This window comes from Amycolatopsis azurea DSM 43854 (assembly GCF_001995215.1).
Taxonomy (GTDB): Bacteria; Actinomycetota; Actinomycetes; order Mycobacteriales; family Pseudonocardiaceae; genus Amycolatopsis; species Amycolatopsis azurea.
In genome coordinates this window covers 1-21533 of the sequence record NZ_MUXN01000019.1, presented here as the reverse complement: position 1 = coordinate 21533, position 21533 = coordinate 1, and the positions used below count along the sequence as shown (strand labels likewise).

At 68.1% G+C, this 21533-nt stretch carries 24 protein-coding genes; 18 read left to right on the top strand and 6 right to left on the bottom strand.

Going from position 1 to position 21533, the window contains the following annotated elements; translation table 11 throughout:
- Window positions 1-89 precede the first annotated feature (89 nt).
- From B0293_RS24915 to B0293_RS24895, 5 genes are all read left to right on the top strand, one after another.
- Entirely contained in the window at window positions 90-665 is a 576-nt protein-coding gene (locus tag B0293_RS24915) for a TetR/AcrR family transcriptional regulator (RefSeq protein ID WP_005155898.1), read from the top strand.
- A 23-nt stretch (window positions 666-688) separates the two neighbouring features.
- A complete protein-coding gene (locus B0293_RS24910; RefSeq protein ID WP_052014419.1) occupies window positions 689-2638 on the top strand; it encodes an ABC transporter ATP-binding protein in 1950 nt (649 codons plus the stop codon).
- A gap of 2 nt (window positions 2639-2640) precedes the next feature.
- Window positions 2641-3141, top strand: a complete 501-nt coding sequence (locus B0293_RS24905) for a P-loop NTPase family protein (protein ID WP_005155895.1) — start codon at window positions 2641-2643, stop codon at window positions 3139-3141.
- A 59-nt stretch (window positions 3142-3200) separates the two neighbouring features.
- The gene (locus tag B0293_RS24900) at window positions 3201-3683 is read left to right on the top strand and encodes an FxsA family protein (RefSeq protein ID WP_005155893.1); all 483 of its coding nucleotides are present in this window, start codon (window positions 3201-3203) and stop codon (window positions 3681-3683) included.
- Window positions 3684-3782: 99 nt separating this feature from the next.
- Window positions 3783-5525: an ATP-binding protein gene (locus B0293_RS24895; protein ID WP_005155892.1), complete on the top strand. Its 1743-nt coding sequence runs from the start codon at window positions 3783-3785 to the stop codon at window positions 5523-5525.
- On the opposite strand, the gene B0293_RS24890 is transcribed toward B0293_RS24895, so the two are convergent.
- The gene (locus B0293_RS24890) at window positions 5522-6112 is read right to left on the bottom strand and encodes an SCP2 sterol-binding domain-containing protein (RefSeq protein WP_209437275.1); all 591 of its coding nucleotides are present in this window, start codon (window positions 6110-6112) and stop codon (window positions 5522-5524) included. The genes B0293_RS24895 and B0293_RS24890 overlap by 4 nt on opposite strands.
- 86 nt (window positions 6113-6198) lie before the next feature.
- A complete protein-coding gene (locus B0293_RS24885) occupies window positions 6199-6834 on the bottom strand; it encodes an SCP2 sterol-binding domain-containing protein (RefSeq protein WP_005155886.1) in 636 nt (211 codons plus the stop codon).
- Window positions 6835-6960: 126 nt separating this feature from the next.
- Between B0293_RS24885 and B0293_RS24880 the strand changes: the two genes are divergently transcribed.
- Entirely contained in the window at window positions 6961-7626 is a 666-nt protein-coding gene (locus tag B0293_RS24880; protein WP_005155885.1) for a TetR/AcrR family transcriptional regulator, read from the top strand.
- Here B0293_RS24880 and B0293_RS24875 read toward each other — a convergent pair.
- Both B0293_RS24875 and B0293_RS24870 read right to left on the bottom strand, forming a co-directional pair.
- Window positions 7609-8454, bottom strand: a complete 846-nt coding sequence (locus B0293_RS24875; RefSeq protein WP_039917463.1) for a MaoC family dehydratase — start codon at window positions 8452-8454, stop codon at window positions 7609-7611. The genes B0293_RS24880 and B0293_RS24875 overlap by 18 nt on opposite strands.
- 2 nt (window positions 8455-8456) lie before the next feature.
- Window positions 8457-9791, bottom strand: coding sequence for a 3-oxoacyl-ACP reductase (locus tag B0293_RS24870; protein ID WP_039917449.1), 1335 nt, complete (start codon window positions 9789-9791; stop codon window positions 8457-8459).
- Between the two features lie 92 nt (window positions 9792-9883).
- Here B0293_RS24870 and B0293_RS24865 point away from each other — a divergent pair, with 92 nt between their 5' ends.
- The 4 genes from B0293_RS24865 (at window position 9884) to B0293_RS24850 (ending at window position 13487) form a co-directional block, all read left to right on the top strand.
- Window positions 9884-11173, top strand: coding sequence for an acetyl-CoA C-acetyltransferase (locus B0293_RS24865; RefSeq protein ID WP_005155881.1), 1290 nt, complete (start codon window positions 9884-9886; stop codon window positions 11171-11173).
- A gap of 69 nt (window positions 11174-11242) precedes the next feature.
- Window positions 11243-12196: a daunorubicin resistance protein DrrA family ABC transporter ATP-binding protein gene (locus B0293_RS24860; RefSeq protein ID WP_005155880.1), complete on the top strand. Its 954-nt coding sequence runs from the start codon at window positions 11243-11245 to the stop codon at window positions 12194-12196.
- Window positions 12193-12996: an ABC transporter permease gene (locus B0293_RS24855; RefSeq protein ID WP_005155879.1), complete on the top strand. Its 804-nt coding sequence runs from the start codon at window positions 12193-12195 to the stop codon at window positions 12994-12996. Before B0293_RS24860 ends, B0293_RS24855 begins: the two co-directional genes overlap by 4 nt.
- A gap of 119 nt (window positions 12997-13115) precedes the next feature.
- Window positions 13116-13487 carry a YciI family protein gene (locus B0293_RS24850; RefSeq protein ID WP_005155878.1) on the top strand — a complete coding sequence of 124 codons (372 nt, stop codon included), beginning with the start codon at window positions 13116-13118 and terminating at the stop codon, window positions 13485-13487.
- A 60-nt stretch (window positions 13488-13547) separates the two neighbouring features.
- Here the strand turns inward: B0293_RS24850 and B0293_RS24845 are convergent, their stop codons facing one another.
- Window positions 13548-14051: a DoxX family membrane protein gene (locus B0293_RS24845; RefSeq protein WP_005155877.1), complete on the bottom strand. Its 504-nt coding sequence runs from the start codon at window positions 14049-14051 to the stop codon at window positions 13548-13550.
- Between the two features lie 130 nt (window positions 14052-14181).
- Window positions 14182-15213 carry a glycerophosphodiester phosphodiesterase family protein gene (locus tag B0293_RS24840; protein WP_005155876.1) on the bottom strand — a complete coding sequence of 344 codons (1032 nt, stop codon included), beginning with the start codon at window positions 15211-15213 and terminating at the stop codon, window positions 14182-14184.
- A gap of 71 nt (window positions 15214-15284) precedes the next feature.
- On the opposite strand from B0293_RS24840, the gene B0293_RS24835 reads away from it, so the two are divergent.
- The 8 genes from B0293_RS24835 (at window position 15285) to B0293_RS24805 (ending at window position 21438) form a co-directional block, all read left to right on the top strand.
- On the top strand, window positions 15285-16046 hold the full coding sequence (locus tag B0293_RS24835; RefSeq protein ID WP_039917457.1) for a MerR family transcriptional regulator: 762 nt from the start codon (window positions 15285-15287) through the stop codon (window positions 16044-16046).
- A 104-nt stretch (window positions 16047-16150) separates the two neighbouring features.
- A complete protein-coding gene (locus B0293_RS24830) occupies window positions 16151-17341 on the top strand; it encodes an ATP-binding protein (protein WP_005155874.1) in 1191 nt (396 codons plus the stop codon).
- A 494-nt stretch (window positions 17342-17835) separates the two neighbouring features.
- Window positions 17836-17985, top strand: a complete 150-nt coding sequence (locus tag B0293_RS43760) for a hypothetical protein (protein WP_005155873.1) — start codon at window positions 17836-17838, stop codon at window positions 17983-17985.
- 237 nt (window positions 17986-18222) lie between these two features.
- Entirely contained in the window at window positions 18223-19146 is a 924-nt protein-coding gene (locus tag B0293_RS24825) for a bifunctional helix-turn-helix transcriptional regulator/GNAT family N-acetyltransferase (protein ID WP_005155872.1), read from the top strand.
- Between the two features lies 1 nt (window position 19147).
- Window positions 19148-19429, top strand: a complete 282-nt coding sequence (locus B0293_RS24820; RefSeq protein ID WP_005155871.1) for a hypothetical protein — start codon at window positions 19148-19150, stop codon at window positions 19427-19429.
- Between the two features lie 61 nt (window positions 19430-19490).
- Window positions 19491-19850, top strand: coding sequence for a YciI family protein (locus B0293_RS24815; RefSeq protein WP_005155870.1), 360 nt, complete (start codon window positions 19491-19493; stop codon window positions 19848-19850).
- The gene (locus tag B0293_RS24810) at window positions 19850-20224 is read left to right on the top strand and encodes a YciI family protein (RefSeq protein WP_005155869.1); all 375 of its coding nucleotides are present in this window, start codon (window positions 19850-19852) and stop codon (window positions 20222-20224) included. Before B0293_RS24815 ends, B0293_RS24810 begins: the two co-directional genes overlap by 1 nt.
- Window positions 20221-21438 (top strand): RNA polymerase sigma factor, encoded by a 1218-nt coding sequence (locus tag B0293_RS24805; protein ID WP_039917445.1) that lies wholly within the window; start codon window positions 20221-20223, stop codon window positions 21436-21438. The genes B0293_RS24810 and B0293_RS24805 overlap by 4 nt, the downstream gene beginning before the upstream one ends.
- The last annotated feature ends 95 nt before the right edge of the window (window positions 21439-21533 follow it).

Genomic DNA, 21533 nt, shown 5'->3' with positions numbered 1-21533 from the left:
CTTCAGCCTTAATCGGTTGACGGAGTGAGCGCTCACTCCGCACACTGGAGAGCATGACGGAAACCCCCACCCGGCGGAGAGCGCCGGGGATGAGTCCCGAAGAGCGACGGAGGATGATCGTCCAGTCCGTGCTGCCCTTGCTGGTGGAGCACGGCTCCGGCGTCACCACCAGCCAGATCGCCCGCGCCGCCGGCATCGGCGAGGGCACGGTCTTCCGGGTCTTCAAGGACAAGGACGAGCTCTTCGCCACCTGCTTCGCCGAAGCGCTGAAGCCCGACCAGGTGCTCGACGCCATCGCGGTGATCGACCTCGAACAGTCCCTCGACGACAGGCTCGTCGAGGCGGCCGACGCGCTCAGCGCGCATCTCCAGCGGATGGGCGCGCTGATGGCGGTCATGCACGGCTCCGGCAGGCGGCCCGAGCACCGCCACGATCCCGGCGACGGCAGGGACCGGCGCAAGGAGTCGATGACCGCGATGCGCGAGGCCATGGCCGAGCTGTTCGAACCGGAGCGGGAACGGCTCCGGCTGCCCGCGGCCCAGCTGGCCGCGCTCTTCCTTTCGCTGCTGTTCAGCGGCCGGATGCGGTTCGACGCGAACGGCGACGAGCCCACCACGATGGAACTCGTCGACGTCTTCCTCAACGGCGCCGTGGAGGCCGCGTGATCGGCCCGCCCGGTGGGGGCGGCATGGAGCTGCTGCTGGCCCGCGGCGGCAGGCGACGCCGTCCGCCGTCGACGGTGCCCGACAGCGGGCTGACCGGTCCGGTCGACATCCCCGAACCGGAGCCCGAAGCGGTCCCGAAGGACCTGAAGTCCCGGCTCACCCGCATGTGGGTCAACGTCACGGGCACGGTCCGCGGCCTGCCCAAGGTCGCGAAGCTGACCTGGCAGGCGAGCCCGTTCCTGACCATCACGATCACCGCGGTGACCCTGCTTTCCGGTCTGCTGCCCACGGCGACCGCGTACGTCGCGAAACTGCTGATCGACTCGGTGGTCGCGGCGATCCAGGGCCACGGGACCAAGAGCGCGATCGTCGGGGTCGCGCTGGTCCAGTTCGGCGTCCTCGCGCTCACCGCGCTTTCCCAGGCGCTGACCACCTACGGGCAGGCCCTGCTGCAAGAACGCATGACGCTGACCATCCGCCACCAGGTGATGGAGCACTCGAGCAAGCTGCACCTGTCGTACTTCGAGGGTTCCGCGTCCTACGACATGCTGCGCCAGGCCGCGCAGGAGGCGCCGACGCGGCCGCTGTCGATGATGAACTCGGCGCTGGGCCTGGTCCGGACGATGATCACCTTCGCCAGCATGATCGCGCTGCTCGTGTCGATCAGCCCGCTGCTGGCGCTCGTCGCCCTCGTGGCGCCGATCCCCGCATTCATCTCGCAGTCGAAGTACGGCGCCCGCGCGTTCTGGCTGACGTTGATGATGTCGCCGCTGAAACGGCGGATGGACTACCTGTCCTCCCTGGTCACCACGGACACCTACGCCAAGGAGACCAAGCTCTTCGGGCTCGGCCCGTACTTCGTCGACCGGTTCCAGCGGCTCGGCCAGGTCTTCTACGACCGGCAACGGGTACTGACCCGCAAACGCAGCGTCAGCTCGACGTCGTGGGGGCTGCTGAGCACCGCCGCCGGATCCGCGATCGCGCTGTACATCGCGCTGGAGGCCGTCGGCGGCAGGCTCACCCTCGGCGATCTCGCGCTGTACACGGCCGCCGCGGCGTCGGTGCAGACGTCCGTCCAAGGCCTGTTCGCCGCGTTTTCCGGGATGTACGAGAACAATCTCTACCTCGACACGCTGTATCGCTTCCTCGGCACGAAACCGGAGATCGTCGCGCCACCGGAGCCTCGACCTCTTCCGTCCACTGTGGAGGGACACATCCGGTTCGAAGAGGTGTCCTTCACCTACCCCGGAGCGTCCGAAGCCGCGCTCGACGGCGTGAGCTTCGAGATCCGGCCGGGCGAGACGGTCGCCGTCGTCGGCCGCAACGGCGCCGGGAAGTCGACGCTGTTCAAACTGCTGTGCCGGCTGTACGACCCGACGGGCGGGCGGATCCTGCTCGACGAAGTCGACATCCGCGAGTACGACCCGGTGGCCCTGCGGCGGCAGATCAGCGCGATGTTCCAGGACTACGTCACCTACCAGGGCACCGCGGCCGAGAACATCGGACTCGGCGACCTGAAGCATCTCGTCGACCGCGAACGGATCGAGACGTCGGCGAAGCGGGCCGGCGCCGACGAGCGGATCGAGCGCCTGCCCAGCGGATACGACAGCCCGCTCGGCCGCTGGTTCGACCAGGGCGTGAGCCTGTCCGGCGGCGAGTGGCAGAAGATCGCGCTGGCGAGGGCGTTCCTGCGGGAGGCGCCGATCCTGATCCTCGACGAACCGACGTCCGCGCTGGACGCCCAGGCCGAGCACGACCTCTTCTCGCGCCTGCGGGAGCTTTCGGAGGGGCGGACGACGCTGTACATCTCGCACCGGTTCTCCACCGTCCGGCAAGCGGAGCGGATCCTGTTGCTGGAGCACGGAAAAGTCGCCGAGTACGGCACGCACGACGAACTGATGGCGGCGAAGGCGGGCTACGCCGAACTGTTCACGCTGCAGGCCGCCGCGTACCTCGACGAGGCCGTCGGCTGACGATGCGGCGGATCATGGTCGTCGGCTGCAGCGGCGCCGGGAAGTCGACGTTCTCGCGACGGCTCGGCGCCGCGCTCGGCCTCCCGGTCACCCACCTCGACCGGCTCTACTGGCGACCGGGGTGGACACCGGCGCCGGACGCCGAGTTCCACGCCGCGCAACAGGAGATCATCGCGTCCGACGCCTGGGTGATCGACGGGAACTACGGGTCGTCGATGCATCTCCGGCTCCCGCGAGCGGACACGATCGTCTTCCTCGACTACCCGCGCCGTGTCTGCCTGTGGCGGGTGCTGACGCGATGCCTGCGCGAATACGGCCAGGACAAACAGGCACCCGGCTGCCCCGAAAGACTGGATCTGGAGTTCTACTCCTACGTCTGGCGCTGGCCGAAGCACCACCGGGCGCGGACGGCGCGGCGACTCGCGGAGCAAGGGGCGCACGCACGGCGGATCGTGCTGGCCAGGCCCTCCGAGGCGGAGGAGTTCCTGCGCCGATTCGGTTGACCCCGGTCACCGTATCGGGGGTCCGGGAGCAAAACGGGCAAGCCGTACGTTGTCCGGGTATGGCTGTCGCGTTCCTGCTCTATGTCGTCGCCGAGATCGCCGCCGTGTGGGCGGTGGGCTCGGCCATCGGTGTGCTCGGCACGATCGCGCTGCTCTTCGCCGGTGCGTTCATCGGGTCCTGGCTCGCGCGCCGTGAAGGCGGCCGCGCCTTCCGGGCGTTCGCGGAGTCCGCGCGGCTGGGCCGCCCCGCCGACGCGGAGCGGGAACTCACCGACGGGATGCTGATCGGGCTCGGCGGCCTGCTGATCCTGCTGCCCGGTTTCGTCAGCGACGTCATCGGCCTGCTGTTCATCCTGCCGCCGACCCGCAGCGTCGCGCGCAAGGTGTGGCAGAAGCGGATGCAGCGCCGGGCGGTCAAGTTCGCCAACCGCGCCCGCGGGCCGGTGATGGTGGTGGACAGCGAGGTCGTCATGGACACGCCGCCCGCCGAAGCCGTCAGGAAGCAGCCGCCGGTGATCGAAGGCCGCGTCGTCGAGGGCTAGGCCGTGTCCTGTGCGCAGCTCAGCTTAGACACTAACTTCGCCGTTGAACTCCAGTGTCTAAGCTAGTGTCTAAGCTAGTGTCTAAGCTAGGACGGCGGCATGCTCTACGACGAACTCGCCGAGATCATCGCGAACCTTCGCGACCTCGGTGGCGATCACGCCTTTGTCGAGGCCAAACGGGCTGAGACCAAGTTGCCGAAGAGCGTCCGCGAAACGCTGTCGGCCTTCGCCAATACCAGCGGCGGAGTCCTGATCCTCGGCCTCGATGAAACCCAAGGGTTCGAGGCGACCGGAGTTCGCGCCCCGGCGAAGATGGAAGCCGATCTGGCGGCGCTGTGCTCGGAGAATCTGGAGCCGCCGCTACGCCCGCTCATCGGGACTCACCGTTTCGAGGGCGCGGATCTGGTGGTCGCGGAGATCCCGGAACTGCCGCCGGGCAGCAAGCCCGCCTTCAACCGCGGCACGGGGATGACGCAGGGGAGCTTCGTCAGGGTCGCTGACGGCGATCGCAAGCTGAGCCCGTACGAAGTGCAACTGATGATGGCGAACCGAGGTCAACCTCGGGACGACGAGCAGCCCGTCGCCGGGACGACCGTCGCGAACCTCGACAAGGCCCTGGTCGAGACCTACCTGAATCGGCTCCGCCGCCATCGAAGCAGGGCGTTCGCGAACTTGGACGCCACTGCGGCGCTGCAACGCGCGAAGGTACTCATCGGCACCGAGCTGTCCCTCGCGGGACTCCTGGCGTTGGGTGAGTATCCGCAGGAGTTCTTCCCGCAGCTCATGCTGACCTTCGTTCACTACCCGATGAAATCGGGACCCGATCCACGAAATGGAACACGGTTCATCGACAACGTCGCGGCCGAGGGGCCGATTCCGGCGATCGTGGACGAAGCGCTCATCGCCCTCCGGCGCAATATGAAACGACGATCCACCGTTCGCGGCGCAGGCCGGGCCGAGACGTACGAGTATCCCGAGACCGCGCTACGAGAAGCAGTCGTGAACGCGCTGGTGCACCGCGACTACTCGGGCTCTTCCCACGGGACACAAGTGCAGGTCGAGATGTACCCCGATCGCCTGCTCATCCGAAACCCCGGTGGCCTCTACGGAGCGGTCCGCGAAGAAAACCTCGGCGTCGAGGGGACCTCCTCGGCTCGCAACGCGACACTGCTCAAGATCCTCGAAGACACCCCGTTGCCGGGGTCGGATCGTCCGATCTGCGAAAACCGCGGCTCCGGGATCCCGGCGATGCTGGCCGCGATGCGCGACGCCAAGCTCAGTCCACCTCGGTTCGCGGATGACATTTCCACTTTCACGGCGACCTTCCCGAACCACACGTTGTTGGGTGATGACGCGGTCCGTTGGATCGCTTCACTGGACGAGCACGGCCTCACCGACAGCCAATGCCACGGCCTCGCGATGCTGTTCCACGGCGAGACTCTCAACAACCAGGCCTATCGAAACGCCAACGACCTCGATTCGAGGGTGGCTACCGAGGAACTCGGCGATCTTGTCGCCCGGGGACTTCTCATCCCTGCCGGTGGACGCAGATACACGCACTACACCCTCGCCGAAGACGTGGCACCCGCTTCCACCGACAGTCCGGCACCTCCGAAGCGGCGCGCTGACCGTCGCGAAGAAATCCTCGACGCCCTTGGCGACAACGAGGCGACACGCGCCGATCTGGTGGCGGCGACCGGGCTGCACGACCGCACGATGACACGATGGCTGACCGTCCTGCTCCGGCAAGGACTGATCGAAGCGACCGAGCGAAACCTGCGGAGCCCCAACGTCCGTTATCGCCGCACATCCCAGCGAACCCTCGACGAGCCAGAGGGCTAGGCCCCGCTCGGTTTCGGGATGTCGAAATACCCGCTGAACCGCACGGCCGGCGCGTACTCGCCCTTCACCTTCACCTTGCCGGTCACGAACATCGCCGCCACCGCCGCGTTGCCGGTGGCCATCCGGATGAAGTCGTCGACGGACAACGTGATGGTGGTGTCCGGAGTGCGCGCGAGATCGGTGCTCGAAACGCAGACGCCGTCTTCGATGACCGTTTGAAAACGATCGAAACCGTCTTCTCCGTCACCATCGGTGAAACGCCAGGCGACGACGAAGTCGACATGCCGTGCGCGTTCGGGAACGAAATGGTCCGACATTCTGCGGAAAATCTCGTCGAGGAACGCCGAACGCAGTTCCCGGTGATCGGCGATCGCCTTGAGCTGCTCCCGCGACGCGCGCTGCACGACGTCGACGAGCACCTCGGTCTCCAATGAGCTCAGCTCGATGCCCGCACCGGTTTCGCCCAGCATGTGCAGGGTTTCCAGCACCTGCGTGAACTGTTCCGGGGTCAGTTTGGCGAGCTCGAGCTTCTCCGCGAAAGCGTTGATGACGTGCTCTCCCGCGGTGCGTGTCTTGTGCAGCCGCAGCGGACGGGAAAGGCGTACCTTGTCCCGCCAGCGCCGGTTCGGAGAATTTCGGGGCACGGCACGGAAGTGTATCTGCTCGGCCGGGTTCAGGACGGCTTCGGAAGGTCGAAGAAACCGATCAGGCCCGCCGCGAATGCCAGGTCACCTTTTACTTTGATCTTTCCGGTGACGAATAGCACAGCCGGTGTCGCCTGATGGGTGATGAGCCGGAAGAAATCGACGGGCGCGATCGTGATCGTCACCCTCGGCTTCTCCTTCATGTCCAGGTCGACCGTGCACTCGCCGTGCGAGATCACCGTCTCGTAGCGGTCGTAGCCGCCGGCGCCGCTGCCGCCGGAGAGCCGCCAGTGGACGACGGCGTGCAGCGTCTTCGCCCGGTCCTGCCGGATGTGGGCGCCCATGCGGTCGAAGATCTCGCGCAGCACCCGTTCCCGGAGCGGCCGTTCGGCGACAACGCTTTCGAGCTGCGTGCGCGAGGCGCGCGCGACGAGGTTCGCGAACCGGGCCGGGTCGACCTTGCGGAGGTCGAACGCGGGCGCGGACTCCGCGAGCCGCCCCAGCGCCGTCAGCAGCCGCCGGACGTCGTCCTTGCCGAGGTCCTTCGGGTCGATGGCGCCCGCGACCTCGTTGACGTCGAGAGAGTGCGCCTCGGCCGAATCCGGCTCGATCCGTTCCAGCGCGTCGACCAGCGCGCGGCCGGTCAGCCCCACGATCTCGGTCATCTTCCCTCCAGCTCCAGCTACCAGAGCGTAAGGCTACCCGCCAGTAGGTAGGCGGGCAAGCGTGCCGAAAGCACCTTTGCCCGAAGGGGCCCGGTAGCGTCTTACGCGACTAATGGGAGGTCCTGAGTGTCCGAGGAAGTACCGCGTCCCGCCGAACGCGCCAAAAGGCTGCCGAGAGCGGTGCGGGAACGCCAGATCCTGGACGCAGCGGTCTCGGTGTTCTCGCGCTACGGCTATCACTCCGCGTCGATGGACGAGATCTCCGAGGTCGCCGGCGTGTCCAAGCCGATGATCTACACCTACCTCGGCTCCAAGGAGGACCTCTTCGGCGCGTGCATCCGCCGCGAAGCCACCCGCCTGCTGGAGGCGGTACAGGACGGGATCAAGCCCGATCTGCCGCCCGACATGCAGCTTTGGCACGGGCTCCGCGCGTTCTACCGGTTCGTCGCCGAGTACCGCGAGTCCTGGACGGTGCTGCACCGCCAGGCCATGACCGTCGGCGGCGCCTTCGCCGCGGAGATCACCGACATGCGCACCCGCGCGATCGAACTGGTCGCCGCGCTCGTCGTCTCCGCCGGCACCCGCAAGGGCCTCGGCGAGCAGGCCGAGTTCTCCGGCGCCGGGCTGTCCGCCGCACTGGTCGGGGCGGCCGAGTCGCTGGCCGACTGGGCGCTCGACCACCCCGATGTCTCCGACGGCGTACTCGCCTCGTGGCTGATGAACCTGGTCTGGCTCGGGTTCAACGACCTCGTCGAGGGCGAGATCTGGAAGCCGTCAGAGAGCGACGACTGAGCCCTCCAGATGCGGCTTCGGCTTGCGCGCGTTCCACAGCTCGAAGGCCCAGCCCTCGCCTTCACTCCATGAGGTGAAAGCCGCCTTGGCGGGCAGCAGGACCGGCTGCTTGAACTTGACGTCGACGGTGAAGGCCTCCGGAAGCCTGCCTTCGAACGCCGCGAGCGCGTGCGCCTTCGTCCACATGCCGTGCGCGATCGCGGCCGGGAACCCGAACGCCTTCGCGGTGATCGGGTGCAGGTGGATCGGGTTGCGGTCGCCGGACACCTCGGCGTAGCGACGGCCGATGTCGCCCGGCACGTGCCAGATCGCGTTGGGCGACGGCTGCGAGAGCTGACCGCGCGAGGTCTTCTCGCCGCTGCCGCCACCGCGGCGCAGGTACGTGCTGACGTCCGTCCACACCGGACTGTCGTTGACGAGCAGCTCGCTGACGACGTCGAACTGCTTGCCCTTTTCGTGCGGGCGCAGATCCTCGGCGCGCACGCGCAGGGTGAACGACTCGTCGAGCCGCAGCTGACGGTGCTGGGTGATCCGGTTGGCGACGTGCACCATGCCCAGCAACGGGAACGGGAAGTCGGCCTCGGTCATCAGCGCCATCTGCAGCGGGAACGCGAGGATGTGCGGATACGTCGCCGGGAGCACGTCGTCCAGCCGGAATCCGCACACCTGGTTGTATGCGGCGAGATGCGCCGGGTCGACGACGACGCCCTCGCGGACGAACTCGGTCGACGGCAGCGTGCTCCCGCCGCTCTTGCGCAGCGAACCGAGCAAAGCCTTGGGGTACAGCGAAGACAGGCTCGGCGACTCGTGGAGTTCCTTGACGGCCATGATCACGCCCCCAGCAGTGCCTGGCCGCAGACGCGGACCACGTTGCCGTTGACCGCGGCCGAAGCCGGGTTCGCGTACCAGGCGATCGTCTCGGCGACGTCGACCGGGAGCCCGCCCTGGCCGAGGCTGGACAGCCGCCGCCCGGCCTCGCGGATGAACAGCGGCACCGCGGCGGTCATCTTGGTCTCGATGAACCCGGGCGCGACGGCGTTGATCGTGCCGCCGTATCCGGCGAGCACCGGCGCGCCGACGTTCACCATGCCGATGACGCCCGCCTTGCTGGTGGCGTAGTTGGTCTGGCCGACGTTGCCCGCGATCCCGGCGATCGAGGAGACGCCGATGATCCGGCCGTTGTCGTGCAGCACCTTGCCGGACAGCAGCTTCTCGTTCACCGCGAGCTGCGACGCGAGGTTGACGGAGATGACCGAGTCCCAGCCGCCTTCGGTCATGTTGCCCAGCGTCTTGTCCCGCGTGATGCCCGCGTTGTGCACGACGATGTCGACGCCGCCGTGACGCGTGGTCAGGTACTCGGCGAGCTTCTCCGGCGCGTCGGCGGCGGTGATGTCCAGTTGCAGCGCCGAACCGCCGACCTTGTTCGCCACCTTCGACAGGTCCGCGCCCTGCGCGGGGATGTCGAGGGCGACGACGTGCGCGCCGTCGCGGCCCAGTACCTCGGCGATGGCGGCGCCGATACCGCGGGAGGCACCGGTGACCAGGGCGACCTTGCCGTCCAGGGGCTTGGCCCAGTCGGCCGGGGCGGAGGCGGTCTTGGTCTCGGTGCCGACGCGGATGACCTGGGCGTCGACGAAGGCGGACTTCGACGACAGCAGGAAACGGAGCGTGGACTCAGTGGCCTCTTCGGCGCCTTCGGCGACGTACACGAGCTGAGCGGTCGCGCCGCGCTTCAGCTCCTTGCCGACGGAGCGGACGAAGCCTTCGAGCGCGCGCTGCGCGATCCGCTCGTGTCCTTCGGCCAGCTCAGGCGGCGTCCCGAGGACGACGACGCGGCCCGACGGCCCGACGCTCCGGATCACCGGGTGGAAGAAGTCGTAGACCTCGCGAAGTTGCTTCGGGTCCTTCACACCTGTCGCGTCGAAGACGAGCGCGGCGTGCTTGTCGGACGCGGTCGAGACGACCTCGATCCCCGCGCGATGCAACTGCGCCTCGATCACCTTTTCGAGGCGGCCGCCCGGCGCGGCACCGAGAAGTGCGGGACCCTCCAGAGCGGGCTGGCCGGGCTTGTACCGGCGGAGCGTCGCGGGGTTCGGCAGGCCGAGCTTCGGCACCACGAATTTCCCCACGGGGGATTTCGTGAACTGCTGGTACCTGTCAGCCATCTCGTGCCTCCCGTGCAGTGAGCATCACGTCGCATTCTAACCTACTCGCTAGTAGGTTACAGTGTGAGAGAGCCTACGGAGGAGTGGAAAAAATGGCCACGAAAAGGACGGCACCCGTGCGCAAGGTCGCGATCATCGGCGGCAACCGGATCCCCTTCGCCCGTTCGAACGGTCCGTACTCGAAGGCGTCGAACCAGGACATGTTCACCGCCGCCCTCGACGGCCTGGTCAGCCGCTTCTCCCTGCAGGACGAGGTGATCGGCGAGGTCGCCGCCGGAGCCGTGCTCAAGCACGCCCGCGACTTCAACCTCGCCCGCGAAAGCGTCCTCGGCAGCAGGCTGAACCCCGCCACCCCGGCGTCGGACGTGCAGATGGCCTGCGGCACCGGCCTCCAGGCGATCGTCAACGTCGCCAACAAGATCGCCCTCGGCCAGATCGACTCGGCCATCGCGGGCGGCGTCGACACGACGTCCGACGCGCCGCTGGCGGTCAACGACGACCTGCGCCAGATCCTCGTGCAGCTCAACGCCGCGAAGACGCTCCCCGAACGGCTGAAGCTCGCCGCGAAGCTGCGCCCCGGCCACATCGTCCCGGAGATCCCGCGCAACTCCGAGCCGCGCACCGGCCTGTCCATGGGCGAGCACGCCGCGCTGACCGCGAAGGTCTGGGAGATCACGCGTGAGGCGCAGGACGAACTCGCCGCGACCAGCCACCAGCGTCTCGGCGCCGCGTACGACAAGGGCTTCTTCGACGACCTGGTGACGCCGTTCCTCAAGCTGGCCCGCGACCAGAACCTGCGCCCGGACTCCAGCGTCGAGAAGCTCGCGAAGCTGAAGCCCGCCTTCGGTGGCCCCGAAGGCACGATGACCGCGGGCAACTCGACGCCGCTTTCCGACGGCGCGTCGACGGTCCTGCTCGCGACCGAGCAGTGGGCGAAGGCGCGGAAGCTGCCGGTGCTGGCGTACCTGACGTTCTCGCAGACCGCGGCCGTCGACTACGTCCACGGCGACGAGGGCTTGCTGATGGCGCCCGCGTACGCCGTCCCGCAGATGCTCACGCGGGCCGGGATCACCCTGCAGGACTTCGACTTCTACGAGATCCACGAGGCCTTCGCCTCCCAGGTGCTCGCCACCCTCAAGGCGTGGGAGGACCCGGCGTTCGCCAAGGAGAAGCTGGGCCTCGACGAGCCGCTCGGCTCCATCGATCGGGCGAAACTGAACGTCAACGGTTCGTCGCTGGCGGCCGGGCACCCGTTCGCCGCGACCGGCGGCCGTATCGTCGCCACCCTCGCGAAGCTGTTGAACGAGAAGGGATCCGGCCGCGGGCTCATCTCGATCTGCGCGGCCGGTGGCCAGGGCGTCACCGCGATCCTCGAGAAGTAGTCCGTCCGCTCTGAGCGGATTCGGGGAAAACCCGGTGCCTTTGTCGGTGCCGGGGTCTACTTTGTCCGCATGTTCGCAGTTCAGGCGAAAGCGCTGGTCAAAACCTACGGGTCCACCAAGGCGCTCGACGGGGTCGATCTGGAGATCCCGACGGGCAAGGTGCTGGGCCTGCTGGGGCCGAACGGCGCCGGCAAGACGACGACCGTCCGCATCCTGACCACGCTGCTCCGCCCGGACTCGGGCGAGGCGGAGGTGGCCGGGCACGACGTGCTGGCCCAGCCCGACGCCGTCCGGCGGTCGATCGGGCTGTCCGGGCAGTACGCCGCCGTGGACGAGAACCTCACCGGGTTCGAGAACCTGTACATGGTCGGCAGGCTGTACGGGAGTAAGAAGGCCGCGGCGAAGTCCAGGGCGCGTGAACTGCTCGCGCGGTTCCGGCTGGAGGACGCGGCGGACCGGCCCGCCAAGACGTATTCCGGCGGTATGCGGCGCCGGCTCGACCTCGCGGGGGCGCTGGTCGCCGAGCCGACGGTGGTGATCCTCGACGAACCGACCACCGGGCTCGACCCGCGCGGCCGGATCGACACCTGGGAGGTCATCAAGGAACTCGTCGCCGACGGCACCACGGTCCTGCTGACCACGCAGTACCTGGAGGAAGCCGATCAGCTCGCCGACTCGATCGTCGTGATCGACAAGGGGAAGGTCATCGCGCGCGGCACGGCCGACGAGCTCAAGCAGGAGATCGGCGGCGAGCGGCTGGAGCTGGTCGTGGCCTCCGCCGACGACCTCGCCGCGACCACTCAGGTGCTCGCCGAGGTCGGTTCGGGGACACCGTCGGTCGACGACCACACCCGCAAGGTCGACGTCCTGGTCGAGGGCGGGCCGAAGGCGCTCATCGAGGCGCTGCGACGGCTGGACGCGCAGGGCGTCGCCGTCCAGGACGTCGCGCTGCACCGGCCGACGCTCGACGACGTCTTCCTTTCGCTGACAGGGCACGCCACGGACGAGGGGGAGAAAAAGTGAGCGCGGTCGCGAAGGCCTTTTCCGACGGTGGCGTGATCACCTGGCGGAACCTGAAGAACGTCCAGCGCAACCCGGACTGGCTGATGGCGGCGACGCTGCAGCCGATCATGTTCGTGCTGCTGTTCGCGTACGTCTTCGGCGACGCGATCGGCGGCGAAGCGGGCGGGCTCGCGTATCGCGAGTTCCTGATCGCCGGGATCTTCGCGCAGACGGTCGCGTTCAACTCGGCGTTCACCGTGATCGGGTTCGCGAACGACCTGCAGAAGGGCATCATCGACAGGTTCCGCTCGCTGCCGATCTCCCGCCTCGCGGTGATCTTCGGCCGGACGACGTCCGACCTCGTGATCAGCGTCGTGGCACTGATCGTCATGTCGTTGTGCGGGCTGCTCGTCGGCTGGCGGATCCGCGGCAGTTTCCTCGACGCCGTGCTCGGCTACCTGGTGATGCTGATGTTCGCCTGGGCGCTGTCCTGGGTCGGCGCGTGGATCGGGCTCGTCGCGCGCAGTGTCGAGGTGGCGCAGAGCGCCGGGCTGATGTGGATGTTCCCGCTGAGCTTCATCTCGACGGCGTTCGTCCCGGCCGACAAGCTGCCGGGGGTGCTGAAGGCGATCGCCGACTGGAACCCGTTCACCGCGGTGATCAACTCGGCGCGTGACCTGTTCGGGAACCGCTTCGGCGCGGCCCCGACGGGCTGGCCCGCCGAGCACGCCTCGCTGTACGCGATCCTGTGCTGCATCGCCATCATCGCGATCTTCGCGCCGCTGGCGACGGCCCAGTACAAGAAGGTCGCGAGCCGCTAGAAAAACTTTTGTGTCGCTGAAACATTTTTCTGAACGAAATGTCGAACCGCCGTCGAGCCGCTCGACGCGCTGGTGAAGGCGGGGTAGAAACAGCCCCGCCAAGACACTGAGGAGCAGCGATGCGGTTTCTGATGATGCACCGGCTGGACGAGAGCGCCCCGGAAGCCTGGAACCCCAGCAAGGAGTTCATCGAGCAGATGGGCGCCTTCATCGAGGACTCGTTCAAGAAGGGCATCCTCATCACGGCGGAGGGCGTGCACCCGTCCGAGCGGGGCGCGAAGGTCCGCAAGGGCCGCGGCGGCAAGATCACCGCGACCGACGGCCCGTTCACCGAGACCAAGGAGGTCATCGGCGGGTTCGCGCTGATCAACGCGAAGGACCTGGCGGAGGCCGTCGCCTTCGCGGAGACCTACGCGGCGCTGTTCGACGAGATCGAGGTCGAGGTCCGCACGGTCGTGGAGGCGGAGGACATCGAGGCCTTCACCGCATGACCCCACGCGTTTGGTCCTCTGGATGCGCCTCATACGCATCCAGAGGACTAAACGCGGGCGTTACTTGATGGCCTTCTCGGCCTTCTTCGCCAGCTTCTCGGCGCGCTTCTCCGTCTTCGACGCGGCGCGCCGGGCACGCCAGCCGAGCGAAGGCTTGCCTGCGGTGTCGGCGGCGGCCAGCAGCAGGCCGCCGGCGAGACCGGCGTTCTTGATGAACTGGATCTGCTGCTGCTGACGTTCGGCCGGTTCCTTGACCTCCCAGAACCGGTGCGCGGCGAGCGTCGTCGGGACGAGGCTGCCGAGCAGCAGCAGCGAGGCCAGCCGCGGCGCCTTGCCCGCGGCGAGCGCGACGCCGGCGCCGACCTTCACCGCGGCGTCGATCCGGACGAGGGTGGCGGGATCGCGCGGCACCGATTCCGGCACCACGCCCTCCAGCTTGTCGAAGGACCCGGCGAGGAACGGCTCCACGGCCTTGGCGTGCCCCTGGGTGTCCCTCAGCGCGCCGATCCCGCCGGAAATGAAGATCGCGGCGAGGAGCGGACGTGCGACGCGACGGAGAATCACGGTCGTAACCTTTCTGGATCCGGGCCCGGGAAACAAACCTATCCCCAGTCTTCCCGCCCGCCACGCCGCCGAACCGCGCTAACGGAGTATCCGAAAATATTTCTCTGACACTAGATGGCGCTAGATTTCGCTAGCGGGCCGGATACGCCCTCGGCAGCTTGAAGCCGCGGTCGGCCGCGACGTCCCGCAAGCGGTCCGGATAGTCGGTGATGATGCCGTCGACGCCGTCGTCGATGAGCTTGTGCATGGTGGCCGGGTCGTCGATCGTCCACGGCACGACCTTGATGCCCGCGCGATGCGCCTCGGTGACCAGCGCCTTCGTCGTGAACGGCCGGTAGTCGGGGTCGCCGACCTTCCCACCTTGGGGGTTGCCGTGCACCGGCGAAAGAGCACTCGCACCGAACGACTTCACCGCGCGGACGGGGCTGCCGCCGAAGTCGTCGATGTCGAGCCCGCCGAGCCACGGCGACTTGCCGGGCTGCCCGGCCTGCAGGAACTCCGGCTGTGTGAGCGCGACCGTCGGAATCCACGGCGCGACCTCGCGCAGGAGCATCAGGGCGCCCCAGTCGAAGCTCTGGACCGTGACGTTGTGCGCGAAGCCGCCACGCAGGATCTCGCGCACCGCCCGCTGGACGAACTGCTCGCGCGGCGCGGTCTCCTGCGGAGCGGCGGCCTCGACCTTGGTCTCGATGTTGAACTTGACGCTCCAGGCGCGGTGGTCGCGCGCGAGCTGGAACAGCTCGGCCAGCGTCGGCATCTTGGCGCCGGGGGAGAGCGTCTGGCCGGGGTGCGCGGGCTGCCGGATCGAACCGCAGTCCAGCGTGCGGACCTGCGCGAACGTCAGGTCCTTCACGTACTTGCCGACATACGGGTACGCCGGGTCGCCGGGCGTCGCGGGCGCGGTGTCGCGGCACTTCGCGGCCGTCGTCTTGCGGTCGTGGGTGATCACCTCGCGACCGTCCTTGGTGATCTGCAGGTCCAGTTCGAGCGTGGTCACCCCCAGCTCCAGCGCCTTGCCGAACGACGCGAGCGTGCTCTCGACCGTGAGGCCGAGCCCGCCGCGGTGGGCCTGGATGTCGAAGGCGCGACGCGGATGAGCGTCGGCGGCCCCGGCCGTGCCGAGGGTCAGCGCAGCGGCCATGACCAGCGCGAATGTCTTCATTCGTGAACCATGCCACGGTCGGGTGAACTTCGATTGACTTTGACGCAACGTCAACCTCTACCTTCGTGGACATGCCGAACGAGACGGAGTGGTCGATCCAGGACATCGCCCGCTCGGCCGGGACCACGAGCCGCACGCTACGCCACTACGGCGACATCGGGCTGCTCGAACCGAGCCGGGTGGGGAACAACGGATACCGCTACTACGACCAGGACGCGCTGGTGCGGCTGCAACGGATCCTGCTGCTTCGCGAACTCGGGCTGAGCCTGCCCGCGATCGGCGAGGTGCTCGAAGGGGAGCAGGACACGACGGCGGCGCTGCGCACGCACCTGAAGTGGCTGGAGCAGGAGCGACAGCGGCTCGGACGGCAGATCGAATCGGTCAGGACGACCTTGGAGAAAACGGAGAGAGGTGAACGGCTGATGGCAACGGAAGTGTTCGACGGCTTCGACCACACGAAGTACGAGAAGGAGGTCACCGAACGCTGGGGCGCCGACGCGTACAAGCAGGGTGACCGGTGGTGGAAGTCGCTGAGCGCCGAGGACAAGAAGGCGCACCAGCAGGAACAGAAGGACATCGCGGCCGCGTTCGGCGAGGCACGCGCCCAGGGGCTGCCCGCCGACGGTGACGAGGCTCAGGCGATCACGCGACGACTGTACGAGTGGCTTCGGCCTGCCGTGCGGGCCGTCTCGAAGGGCTACTTCGCCGGTCTCGGGCAGCTCTATGTCGACGACCCGCGCTACGGGCAGTACGACGAGAAGCACGGCGCCGGCACCGCGGAGTACATCCGTGACGCGATGGCGGTCTACGCCGAGCGCAACCTGAGCGAGTAAACGGAGGGCGGGGCTGCAGACCCGTCTTTCCGTCAGCGCGACACGCCCTAGGCTTATATCGCCGAATATCGGGTCCACGCTAGAAACGCCGATAGCGTGTGAGAGTGGATCCCATCCGCAACCCCTTCGCCCCGGGCGCCGGTCAACGGCCGCCCGAACTGGCAGGTCGCGTGCGCGAACTCCAGGCCTTCGAGGTCGTACTCGAACGGGTCGCCCGCGGAAGACCGGAACGCAGCCTGATGCTGACCGGCCTGCGCGGCGTGGGGAAGACCGTGCTCCTGGGCGAACTGCGCTCGAAGGCCATCAAGCACGGCTGGGGCGCGGGCAAGATCGAAGCCCGCCCGGACACCGAACTAAGGCGGCCGCTTTCGGCCGCGTTGCACCGCGCGATCCGCGACCTCGCCGTGCGTCATCGTGCGCCGGACCGCGTCGAGCAGGTGCTCGGCGTGCTCAAGGCGTTCGCGCTGCGCGCCAACAAGCCGGACGCGAAGCTCCGTGACCGCTGGCAGCCGGGCATCGACGTGCCCGCCGCCCAGGGCCGCGCCGATTCGGGCGACATCGAGATCGACCTGGTCGAGCTGTTCACCGAGGTCGCGGAGCTGGCCGCCGACGTCGGCACCGGGGTCGCGCTGCTGATCGACGAGATCCAGGATCTGCTGCCCGAAGACGTTTCCGCGCTCTGCGCCGCCTGCCACGAACTCTCGCAGTCCGGGGCGCCGCTGGTCGTGGTCGGCGCTGGGCTGCCACACGTGCCCGCCGTCCTCTCGGCGTCGAAGTCGTACTCGGAGCGCCTCTTCCGCTACGCGCGCATCGACAGGCTCGAGCGCGAAGACGCCGACCTCGCGGTGATGGCGCCCATCGAACGCGAGGACGCGGGCATCGAACCGGAGGCGCTGGACGCCCTGTTCGACGCGTCCGGCGGCTACCCGTACTTCATCCAGGCGTACGGCAAGGCGGCTTGGGACGCCGCGCCCGCGGACCCGATCACCGTGAAGGACGTCCAGGTCGCCGCCCCGGAGGCCGAATCGGAACTCGCGGTCGGCTTCTTCGGCTCCCGTTACGAGCGCGCGACGCCCGCCGAACGTGAGTACCTGATCGCGATGGCCGAGCTGACCCAGGGCAGGGACGAGGCCGCCGGTACCGCCGATGTGGCCGTCTACCTGGGGCGGAAGCCTTCGTCGCTGTCGCCGGCGCGGGACAGCCTGATGAAGAAGGGCCTGGTCTACTCCGCCGAGCGCGGCCACATCGCCTTCACCGTCCCGCATTTCGGCCACTACTTGCTCGGCCGGGACTAAGCCTCTCTGGCCTTCTCTAGCAAGGAAACTAGAAAGCCGTATAGAGGGCTACGCGGGCCAGCGACTACGACGCCCGCGACCTCGACCATGCCTGGGAAGCCCATGCCCACGGGACCCATCACGATGCCGTGGCCGCCCTCACACCCCAGCGGTCTCAAACCTTCCGAAACACCCATATCGGCGCTTTGGCGGCCCTTCTGCGCGCCGATGAAACTTCGGCGCTCGAGCCAGAGGTGCTCTACGCGTTCGGCCGACGGCCTTGAGCTGCTCCATACGGGTGTACGGGGCCGTATCGGAGCGGCGCTAGAGACGCTTAGCGTTACCAAGAAGTGACCGGCGACACCAAATCTCTCCGGATTTCCACTCTCGTTGCCGATGATTCATCGGCAGGTGTGCCACATCACCGGATAATCGTTGGCTTCCTTGTGAAAAAGGGTGCATACTAGAAGCACAGCCACCGAGACACAAGACCCTCAAGGGGATGACTTAAACCGATGAACAACATCGCCGCCAAGCTCCGTGCCCGTCGCGCCGAGGCTCGCACTCGCCGGGCCCTGAACCGGGCGATCGACACCGCGGCCACCGCGACCGTTCGTCAGGAGCTCATCGCTATCTCCCAGGCGCATCACACACACATGCGCTGACCCGACAACAACCGTTGTAGGTGTCGCCCATTCGAGTGACCTACGACACATAGTGCGTGAGGTGTAACGCCGCGGAACGCGGCGTCGATACCCACTACGACCCCGTGATGCTGGCGGACCCCCGACCTGGCAGCATCACGGGGTTTCCATATGTCCGGACCCTTTCGGAAATTTCTTGCCTTCACCGCTTCGCGGAGTAATGTTTGACTCAGTCAACGAATCTGTTGAGGTGGTCAAATGAATCGTCCCGCGGACCGGGTGGCGACCGTCCGGGCCTTCAACCGCCTGTACACCGGCGTGATCGGCATCCTCGACGAAGGACCGGCCGACGCCGAGTACTCCTTGAGCGAAGCCCGGGTCATCTTCGAACTCGCGCAGCAGGACCCGACCCAGGTCACCGACCTGCGTAAACGTCTCGACCTCGACGCCGGTTACGCGAGCAGGCTGCTCGCGAGGCTCGAAGACCGAGGTCTTCTCACGCGCGAACGCAGCGAAGAGGACGCTCGACGTCAGATCGTCCGGCTGACCGAGAACGGCCGTAAGGCCTTCGCCGTCCTCGACGAGCGATCGGTGGACCGGATCGGCTCGCTACTCGGCCGGTTCGGCGACGACGAGCAGAAGCGGCTGCTCGGAGCGATGGACACGATCACCTCGCTGGTCGGCGAGCGCGCTTCTGATCCCACGCTGGTCCTGCGGCCGCCCCGGCCGGGCGACTTCGGCTGGGTGGTCCACCGCCACGGCGTCCTGTACTCCCGCGAGTACGGCTGGGACGAACGCTTCGAAGCCCTCGTCGCCCGGGTCGTCGCGGAATACGTCGACAACCGCGGCGAGCCCCGCCAAGCGGGTTGGATCGCCGAACTCGACGGGGAGCGCGTCGGCAGCGTCTTCTGCATGCCCGCCGAAGACGGCGTCACCGCGAAGCTGCGGATGCTGCTCCTCGAACCGGCCGCGCGGGGACACGGAGTCGGGAAACGCCTGGTCGCCGAGTGCGTCGAGTTCGCCAGGGCGTCCGGCTACCCGGCGATGGAGCTCTGGACGGTCTCGCTGCTGGACGCGGCGAGGGCGATCTACCGGAAGGCCGGCTTCCGGCTGGTCGGTGAACAGACGATCCCCGGTTTCGGGCACGAGCTGACCGGGGAGACCTGGCGGCTGGAGTTGTGACATGTTCGTCGTCTACTGCCCGACCTGCGACCGGCGGTCCGTGATCGGAGTCGGTGCGATCGACTCCGTCGACAACCTGACCCCGGGAATGATCTCCGTGTCCGGACGCTGCCCGGAAGGCCACTACGCCGTCCTCCTGACCGGGAAGTCCTTCACACCCCACGAGAGGGCGGAGTGCGTGCGCGAAATCCGGCAGGTGCTGAACCGCCGTCGCCGCCGGACCAGGCTGGGTGCCTGGTTCGCGCGGCAGCGTGAACTGCACGACCGGCTTTTCCGCTATTGACGAGTGTCGATTTGCGGCGGGCTCGTTCGTCTAGGGACCATCGATTCCCAGGGAGGACGCCATGCCGCACTACATCGGTTTCATCCGCGCGACGAAGGACTCGCACGACCACCTCGGCCCCGACGAAGCACAACGCGTGCTCGAGAACTACGTGGCCTGGGCGGACGAGCGCACGAAGGAGGGCAGGTTCGTCGGTGGCGGCGGCCTGTCGAGGAGCGGCCGGGTGCTGCGTGCCTCGGGCGGCGGCGAGATCGGCGCGACCGACGGACCGCACACCGAGGCCACCGAGATCGTCGGCGGCTACCAGGTGATCGAAGCCGCGGACCTCGACCAGGCGGAGAAGATCTTCGCGACGCACCCGCATCTGGAGTTCGGGCCGATCGAGGTGCGCAAGGTCGGCGATCGCGGTTGCGAGGACTGATGCCGAAGTTCGTCGGTCTGATGACCTTTCCGCGGGACACTTCGTCGGCGGAGCCCGCCGGTGACGGCATCGAACGGTACTTCGCCTGGCAGGAGGAACTGCGGGCGTCCGGAAAGCTGGTCGCGGCCGCCGGGCTGGACCCGGAATCGCGGGTGGTGCGCGCCGGGGCGATCACCGACGGCCCGTACACCGAGGCCAGCGAGATCGTCGCCGGGTATCTCGTGGTCGAAGCCGCTGGTCTCGACGAAGCGGCGAAGCTGTTCGAGACGCATCCGATCGCGGTGGACGGCGTCGGGATGTTCGTGGTCAGCGAGATCGCGCTCGACCTCGACACACCACGCGAGGAACACCTGAGCCGCTTCGGACTGTCGTGAGCCGCCCGGCCGGCGTGGTGGAGCATCTGTTCCGGCACAGCGCCGGGCGGATCGTCGCCACGCTGGCCAGGGTGCTCGGCCCCGAACGGCTGGATCTGGCCGAAGAGGCCGTCGCGGACGCGCTGGAACAGGCCTTGCGCACCTGGCCGCAGTGCGGGGTGCCGGACAATCCGCGGGGCTGGCTGTTCCGGGCCGCCCGGAACCGGGCGATTGACGTCGTCCGGCGCGAACAGACGCTGCGCGCGCTGCTGCCGCGGCTCGGGGAACTCGACGGTTTCGAGGTCGATCGGCGCACGGACGACGAACTCGTGCTGATGTTGCTGTGCTGTCATCCCGCGCTGCCGACGGTGTCGCAGGTGGCGCTGACGCTGAAGACCGTCGGCGGGCTCGGGGTGAACGAGATCGCGGCGGCCTTGCTGACGAAACCGGCGACCGTGGCGCAGCGGCTCGTGCGAGCGAAGAAGTGGTTGCGGGAGTCCGGGAGACCGCTCACACTGCCCGGCCCGGACGCACTGGAGTCCAGAGTGGACAGTGTGCTGGCCGTGCTCTACCTGTTGTTCAACGAGGGCTACGACGCGACGGCCGGCGAGGTCGCGGTGCGCGGCGAACTGTGCGGCGAGGCGATCCGGCTGGGCCGGCTGCTGCTGGCCGAGCCGAAGACGGATCTGCCGAGGGTGCGGGCGCTGGTCGCGCTGATGCTGCTCCAGGCGAGCAGGCTGCCCGCGCGGGTCGACCGGGACGGTGATCTGCTGCTGCTCGACGAACAGGACCGGGACCGCTGGGACCACGCGATGATCGCGGAGGGGACGCGGCTGTTCGAGCGGGCGTGCACCGGGCCGGAGATGTCGGCGTTCCACGTCGAGGCGGCGATCGCGTTGTGCCACAGCGCGGCCCCGCCGCCGGACTGGCGGCGGATCGTCGGCCTGTACGACGACCTGCTGGCGCTGCGCCCGTCACCGGTGGCGCGGCTGAACCGCGCGATCGCGCTTTCGATGGTGGACGGTGCTTTCGCGGGGATCGCCGAACTCGAAGCCGTCGAGGCCGACCTGCCGGACTACACGCTGCTGCCCGCCGTTCTCGGCGCGCTCTGGCTGCGTGCCGGCGACCCTGCGCGGGCCGCGGGCCACTACCGGCGGGCGCTCACCCTGCCGTGCTCGGAACCGCGACGCCGCTTCCTCACCAGGCGCCTGGCCTCGTGCACCCCGCCGCTCTGACCAGCACTTTCCCCTCGCCGCGCGCTAACCCCACCCCCCACCCGTCCCAGGGGGGGCGCGCCCCGCACCAGCGTATCGGGAGGGGGTGTCGGGGA